Below are 6,884 nucleotides of genomic sequence, written 5' to 3' on the forward strand. Positions count from 1 at the left end.
CCGCACCGTAGCAGAGACGGAGCGTTGTTGCACGCGAATTAAATGCGCTTGCATCTCATGCATGCGCATGTAAATCTCTCCGGCATGACCTCTCCGCTCACCACCACGGGGTCCGAGGAACGCTGGACCCCCCGACTGTGGGGCACCCTGCTGGTGCTCTGCGCCGCGATGTTCCTCGACGCCCTCGACGTCTCGATGGTCGGCGTCGCGCTGCCCTCCATCGGTGCCGACCTCGGCCTGTCCACCGCCACGCTGCAATGGGTCGTCAGCGGCTACATCCTGGGCTACGGCGGCCTGCTCCTGCTCGGCGGACGGACCGCCGACCTGCTCGGCCGGCGCCAGGTCTTCCTGGTGGCCCTCGGCGTCTTCGCGGTCGCCTCCCTGCTCGGCGGGCTCGTCGACTCCGGGCCGCTGCTGATAGCCAGCCGCTTCGTCAAGGGCCTGAGCGCGGCGTTCACCGCGCCCGCCGGCCTCTCCATCATCACGACGACCTTCGCCGAGGGACCGCTGCGCAACCGCGCCCTGTCGATCTACACCACCTGCGGCGCCACCGGCTACTCGATGGGGCTGGTCTTCTCCGGGCTGCTCACGGAGGCCAGCTGGCGGCTGACCATGCTGCTGCCCGCGCCGATCGCGCTGATCGCGCTGATCGCCGGTCTGAAACTGCTGCCGCGCAGCCCGCGCGAGCGCGGTGACGGCGGTTACGACGTCCCCGGCGCCGTCCTCGGCACCGCCTCGATGCTGCTGCTGGTGTTCACCGTCGTCCAGGCCCCCGAGGCCGGCTGGGCCTCGGCCCGCACCATCCTGTCCTTCGTCGCCGTCGTCGCCCTGCTGGCCGCCTTCGTGGCCGTCGAGCGGCGCAGCCCGAGCCCCCTGATCCGGCTCGGGGTGCTGCGCTCCGGTGCCCAGGTCCGCGCCCAGCTCGGCGCGCTGACCTTCCTCGGCAGCTACATCGGCTTCCAGTTCCTGGTCACGCTGTACATGCAGGACCTGCTCGGCTGGTCGGCGCTGCACACGGCGCTCGCCTTCCTGCCGGCGGGTGCGCTGGTGGCGCTGTCCGCGACCAAGGTCGGCGCCGTCATCGACCGGTTCGGCACACCGCGGCTGATCGTGCTCGGCTTCGCCCTGATGGTCGTCGGCTACCTGCTGTTCCTGCGGATCGACCTCGCCCCGGTCTACGCGGCGGTGATCCTGCCGACGATGCTGCTGGTCGGCGCCGCCTTCGCGCTGACCTTCCCGTCCCTCAACGTGCAGGCCACCAACGGCGTCGACGAGCACGAGCAGGGCATGGTCTCGGGTCTGCTCAACACCTCCGTCCAGGTGGGCGGCGCGCTCTTCCTGGCCGTGGTGACGGCGGTCATGACCGCCAACGCGCCCGAGGAGCCCGCATCGCCCCAGGCCGTCCTGGACGGCTACCGGCCCGGCCTCGCCGTGATCACGGCCATCGCGGTCGCCGGTCTGCTGATCACGGCCACCGGACTGCGCCGGCGCCGTGCGCCGCGGTCCGTCGTGGTCGCCAGGTCCACCCCTGCGGAGGCGGAGCGCGTCACGGTACGCGACTAGGGGGACCGCCTCCACCCGTGCGTCCGGCGGAGCGTGCTTGCTCCGCCGGACGCACGCCTGTGAGACTCCCGGCATGACCAGTCACGGGGGACGGCGAACCCAGGCCGAGCGGGACGCGATCACCGTCGAGATCGGGTACGCGTTGTGCAGCGCGGCGTTCGCGGCGGCGGTGCTGTTCGGGGCCGTGGCGGGGCCGGCGTACGTCTTCGGCCTGCCGGCCGGTGTGCGCCGCGCGCTCGTCGCCTCGGGCGCCGCGGTGGCCGCCGTGGTGTTCGCCGCCCGCGTGGTGAGCGTGCTGCTGCGGTTCCGGCGGCCGGATCAGCCCAGCCAGCCCGGCCGCACCAGGCCCGACTCGTAGGCCAGGACGACGAGTTGGGCACGGTCCCGGGCGCCCAGCTTCACCATCGTGCGGCTGACGTGGGTCTTCGCGGTGAGGGGGCTGACGACCAGGCGGCGGGCGATCTCCTCGTTGGACAGGCCCATGCCGACCAGGGCCATCACCTCCCGTTCCCGCTCGGTGAGCGGGGTCAGCGCGCCGGCCGCCGCGGGCTCCTTGGAGCGGGCCGCGAACTCGGCGATCAGCCGGCGGGTCACACCCGGCGAGAGCAGCGCGTCACCCGCGACCACCGCCCGCACGGCGCGCAGCAGTTCCTCGGGTTCGGTGTCCTTGACCAGGAAGCCGGAGGCGCCGGAGCGGATCGCCTCGAAGACGTACTCGTCGAGTTCGAAGGTGGTGAGCATGACCACCTTGACCTCGGTCAGCGCCGGGTCCCCGGTGACCCGGCGGGTCGCGGCCAGGCCGTCGAGCAGGGGCATGCGGATGTCCATCAGGACGACGTCGGGGCGCAGTTCGCGGATGGCGCGCACCGCCTCCTCCCCGTCGGCGGCCTCCGCGGCCACCTCGATGTCCGGCTGCGCGTCGAGCAGCGCCCGGAAGCCGGCCCGTACCAGTGACTGGTCGTCGGCGAGCAGTACGCGGATCACCGGTCCTCCTCCTTGGCGTGCCGCACGGTGAGCGGCAGGTTGGCGAGCACCCGGAATCCGCCGTCGGGGCGCGGGCCCGCCTCGATGGTGCCACCGAGCGCGGCGGCCCGCTCCCGCATTCCGGCCAGTCCGTTGCCGCTGCCGCCCGCGTCGGCGCCGGTCGCGGGCCCGTCGTCGTCGATGCGCAGCCGCAGCGTGCCGCCGTCCCGGCCGAGGTGCACGCGCGCGTGCCGCGAACCGGAGTGCCGTACGACGTTGGTGAGGGCCTCCTGCACGATCCGGAACGCGGCGAGGTCCGTGCCGGGCGGCAGCCTCGGCGCCTCCCCCTCGACCTCGACCGTGAGGCCCGCGCTCGCCGCCTCCGTCACCAGTTCGGGCAGCCGGCCGAGCCCCGGGGCCGGTGCGCGCGGCGCGTCTCCGGGGGTGCGGAGGGTGTCGAGCACCTGGCGGACCTCACCGAGGGCCTCCTTGCTCTTGGCCTTGATGGTGGTGAGCGCCGTGCGGGCCTGTTCCGGGTCGCTGTCGATGAGGGCGAGTCCGACGCCCGCCTGCACGTTGATGACGGAGATGCTGTGGGCGAGGACGTCGTGGAGTTCGCGGGCGATCCGCAGCCGCTCCTCGTCCGCGCGCCGCCTGGCCGCCTGGGCACGTTCGGCCCGCTCCCGCGCCCACTGCTCGCGCCGGACGCGGGCCAGCTCCGACAGGGCGACGATCGCCACCACCCAGGTGGCGATCACCATCTCCTGCCCCCAGGAGGCGGCCGAGTCCCCGGACGGCGGCAGCCACCGGTAGAGCCAGTGCGCGACCAGGGCGTGCCCGGCCCACAGCGTCCCCATGGCCGTCCACGCGGCCCTGCGGTGCCCGGCGACGACGGCGCTGAAGCAGGCCACGGCGACGGCCAGGAACACCGGTCCGTACGCGTATCCGGCACCCAGGTAGAGCAGGCTGGTGGCGGCCGTGCCGAAGACGACGGCCACCGGATACCGCTGCCGCCACAGCAGCGCGGCGCCCGTCACGAACAGCAGCACGCGCGCGAAGGGGTCGAGGGCCGCCCGCTCGCCCTCCTGCGCGTGGGCGGCGAAGTTCGATCCGATCAGTACGAACGCCGTGATCAGCACGGTGGAGCGCCAGGGCCACCGGGGGCCGTGCTCCTCGCCGTCCCCGTGGTTCCACCACGGGGGGCCGTGCCGCCACCACCGGGGCGGCCCGCCGCGGCGCTCGTGCTGTCCGTCCATGACGGCCACGCTAGACGCCGCCGGCGCGGGACGGCGTCACCCGGGCGTGGTGATCACACGTACTCCCCGCGAAGTACGTCGGCGGCCGGTGCCTCCTTCACCCGGAACCGGCGCAGCGGACGCGGCGCCCACCAGTTCGCCCGTCCCGCGAGCCGCATCGTCACCGGCAGCAGCACCACCCGGATGAGGGTGGCGTCGACGAGGATGGTCAGGGCCGTGCCGATGCCGAGTTCCTTGAGGAAGACGACGCCGCCGGTGGCGTACGACAGGAAGGACAGCGCGAGGATGCCGGCCGCGGCGGTGATCAGCGGGGCGCTGCGCCTGATGCCCTCGCCGACCGCGCGCATCGTCTCGCCGGTGCGCTCGTGCTCCTCCTTGATGCGGGCCAGCAGGAAGACCTCGTAGTCCATGGACAGCCCGTACGCCACGCAGAACATCAGCACCGGGATGCTCGGCTCGATGGACCCGGTCGGGGTGAAGCCGAGGAGACCGGACAGGTGCCCGTCCTGGAAGACCCACACCAGGCAGCCGAACATCACGGACAGGCTGAGCAGGTTGAGCACGGTGGCCTTGGCGGGCAGCAGCACGCTGCCGGTCATCAGGAAGAGGATCACGTACGTCGCCACCAGCACGATCGCGGCGGCGTACGGGAGCCGGTCGAGGAGGGTCGCGCGGAAGTCGGTGGTCTCGGCGGGATAGCCGCCGACCAGGGCGGGGCCCGGCGCCGGGGTGTTGCGGATGCCGGCGACGAAGGCGGGGACGTCGCCCCGCATGGCCTCCTGCGTCGGTACGACGGCCAGGCGGACCCGTCCGTCCGGTGCCGTCAGCCGGTCCTGGCCGGGGGCTTTGGTGCGCTCGCCCTGCCGGAAGGTCCCCTCGGGCGCGTCGACCTGGAACACTCCGGGGAGACGGGACAGGGCGGCGGCGTACGCGCGCGTGGAGCCGGTTTCGCCGAGGACGACCTGCACGGTGTCGGTGGGTTCCGCGGCGAACTCGCGGTGCACGATCTCGGAGGTGGTGCGCGAGGCGGTGCCCTCGGGGAGGGTGCGTTCGTCGGGCAGTCCGAAGCGCAGGCCGAGCAGCGGGGAGGCGGCGACCAGCAGGACGGTCAGCACGCCCGCTCCGGCGAGCAGCGGGCGGCGCATGGCGGCGAGCGCGGTGCGGTGCCAGAAGCCGGAGGCGGGCGCGGCGGGGCGTTCGACGCGGTGCCCCCAGCGGGCCAGCGCGGCGGGCAGGAACAGCACCGCCCCGGCGACCGCGGTGAGCACGACGAAGACGCCGGCGTAGGCGAACGAGCTGAGGAAGAAGAAGGGGAACACCAGCAGCGCGCACAGCGACACCGCGACCGTGACCCCGCTGAAGACGACCGTGCGTCCCGCGGCGCGGGTCGCCCCGAGGACCGCCTCGTGCTGGGCGTGCCCGGCGGCGCGCTCCTCGCGATAGCGGTTGATCATGAACAGGCTGTAGTCGACGCCCAGTCCGAGCCCGAGCACCAGCGCGAGGTTGGCCGCGAACGTCGACACCTCCGTGACCTGGGCGACCGCCCGCAGCCCGGCGAGCGTGCCGAGGACGGAGAACAGGCCGACGGCGACGGTCAGCAGCGCGGCGACGGTGCGGCGGTAGATGAGGATCAGCAGGAGCAGCACGGCGGGCAGGGCGAACACCTCCGCCCGCAGGAAGTCGGTGCGGGCCTGTTCGCCGACCTGCCGGGAGATCTCCTCCTGACCGCCCACGCGGACGTCGAGCGCCGGGGTGGTGCGGGTCAGCTCCGGTGACAGCGAGGCGAGTTCCTCGCGGGTCTCGGTGGCCGAGCCCTCCAGGCGGACGAGGATCAGGGCCCGGCGGCCGTCCTCGCCGCGCAGGGCCGCGCTGTCGCCGTCCCAGTAGGAGGTGACGTCCGTGACGAGCGGCAGCCCCTCGACCTCGGCGGCGAGTTCACGGGCCGCCCGTTCGGTGCGGGGGCTGTCGACGTCGCCGTCGCGGGCCGTGACGAGCAGGGCGAGGTTGGGATTGCCGGTGCGGAACTCCTCGCGCAGGACGTCGCCGGCGTGGACGGACTGGGTGCCGGGGGCGTCCCAGCGGGAGAGGTCGAGGTCGCTCTGGGCGCCTGCGCCGTACGCGCCGAGGCCGAGGAGGGCGAGCAGGAAACCGATCAGCACCGCGCGGCTGCGCCGCACGGCCAGGCGGCCGGTCCGGGTGAGCATGAGTGGGCCTTTCTCCGGGATGCCCGAGGGGATCCGAGGGTTCTTGGCACACCGTCGGCCCGGCCGCTGGAAGGCACGCTGGAAGATCCGCTGGAAGACGGCGACCGGGATACGCTCGACCCATGGGTGAGGGGACGACGGGGACATCCCGGGTGACCGGCGGTCTGCGCTGTGAACTGCTCGGACCGCTGCGGGTGTTGCGCGACGGCGACGAGATCCCGTTCGGTCCGCCGAAGCAGCGCGCGGTGCTCGCGGTCCTGCTGTTGCAGGAGGGCCGCCCGATCTCCTACGACGGTCTCGTCGAGGCCGTGTGGGGCGGGGCGCCGCCGGTGCATGTGCGCAACCTCGTGCAGAAGTACGTCTCCGGGCTGCGGCGGGCGCTCGGCGACGGGCCGGAACTGGTGTGGACGGGCAGCGGCTACCGGCTCACCGGCGTCCACGCCGACGATCTGCGGCGGCGCCGGGAGCTGGTGGACGAGGCGCTGGCCGCGCGGGACGCCGGTGATCTGCGCCGGGCGGGCGAACTGGCCCGTCGGGCGGAGGAGTTGTGGCGCGGCGAGTTCGCCGAGGGCCTGCGGGCGCCGTACCTCGCGGCGGAGCGGCTGCGCTGGGCCGAGAAGCGGCTGACCGTCCTGGAGGCCCGGCTGGCCGGCGAGATCGAACTCGGCAACTCCTTCGGGTATGTGCACGAGCTGGTCCGGCTGGTCGCGGCCCACCCCTTGCGGGAGCGGCTCGTCGAACTGCTGATGCTCGCCCTGTGCCGCACCGGCCGCCCCGCCGACGCGCTCGCCGCCTACGAGGCGGTACGGCGGCGGCTGGCGGAGGCGATGGGCGCGGACCCGGGACCCGCACTGCGGTCCCTGCACGCACGGATCCTGCACCAGGACCCGGCACTGCT

The 6,884-nt window shown here is 73.6% G+C and carries 6 protein-coding genes; 3 read left to right on the forward strand and 3 right to left on the reverse strand.

The window, feature by feature from the left end; translation table 11 throughout:
• Nucleotides 1-84 precede the first annotated feature (84 nt).
• Both H0H10_RS07935 and H0H10_RS07940 read left to right on the forward strand, forming a co-directional pair.
• A complete protein-coding gene (locus H0H10_RS07935) occupies nucleotides 85-1,563 on the forward strand; it encodes an MFS transporter (protein ID WP_188180146.1) in 1,479 nt (492 codons plus the stop codon).
• Nucleotides 1,564-1,636: 73 nt separating this feature from the next.
• Nucleotides 1,637-1,921 carry a DUF6332 family protein gene (locus H0H10_RS07940; protein WP_188180147.1) on the forward strand — a complete coding sequence of 95 codons (285 nt, stop codon included), beginning with the start codon at nucleotides 1,637-1,639 and terminating at the stop codon, nucleotides 1,919-1,921.
• Here the strand turns inward: H0H10_RS07940 and H0H10_RS07945 are convergent.
• Genes H0H10_RS07945 through H0H10_RS07955 form a run of 3 tightly spaced genes read right to left on the reverse strand, consistent with a single transcriptional unit; the run spans nucleotide 1,882 to nucleotide 5,986 of the window.
• Entirely contained in the window at nucleotides 1,882-2,547 is a 666-nt protein-coding gene (locus H0H10_RS07945; protein ID WP_188180148.1) for a response regulator, read from the reverse strand. The genes H0H10_RS07940 and H0H10_RS07945 overlap by 40 nt on opposite strands.
• Nucleotides 2,544-3,782, reverse strand: a complete 1,239-nt coding sequence (locus tag H0H10_RS07950) for a sensor histidine kinase (RefSeq protein ID WP_188180149.1) — start codon at nucleotides 3,780-3,782, stop codon at nucleotides 2,544-2,546. Before H0H10_RS07950 ends, H0H10_RS07945 begins: the two co-directional genes overlap by 4 nt.
• A gap of 53 nt (nucleotides 3,783-3,835) precedes the next feature.
• On the reverse strand, nucleotides 3,836-5,986 hold the full coding sequence (locus tag H0H10_RS07955; RefSeq protein WP_188180150.1) for an MMPL family transporter: 2,151 nt from the start codon (nucleotides 5,984-5,986) through the stop codon (nucleotides 3,836-3,838).
• Between the two features lie 122 nt (nucleotides 5,987-6,108).
• On the opposite strand from H0H10_RS07955, the gene H0H10_RS07960 reads away from it, so the two are divergent.
• On the forward strand, nucleotides 6,109-6,884 hold a 776-nt coding region (locus H0H10_RS07960; protein ID WP_188180151.1), incomplete at its 3' end, for an AfsR/SARP family transcriptional regulator.

Origin of the sequence: Streptomyces griseicoloratus, assembly GCF_014534645.1 — a bacterium.
In the GTDB taxonomy this organism is placed as follows: Bacteria; Actinomycetota; Actinomycetes; order Streptomycetales; family Streptomycetaceae; genus Streptomyces; species Streptomyces griseicoloratus.

Excerpts from the sequence above, each read along its gene's own strand:
- H0H10_RS07955 (WP_188180150.1), bottom strand. The coding sequence starts at position 5,986 with ATGCTCACCCGGACCGGCCGCCTGGCCGTGCGGCGCAGCCGCGCGGTG.
- H0H10_RS07935 (WP_188180146.1), top strand. The coding sequence starts at position 85 with ATGACCTCTCCGCTCACCACCACGGGGTCCGAGGAACGCTGGACCCCC.
- H0H10_RS07940 (WP_188180147.1), top strand. The coding sequence starts at position 1,637 with ATGACCAGTCACGGGGGACGGCGAACCCAGGCCGAGCGGGACGCGATC.
- H0H10_RS07950 (WP_188180149.1), bottom strand. The coding sequence starts at position 3,782 with ATGGACGGACAGCACGAGCGCCGCGGCGGGCCGCCCCGGTGGTGGCGG.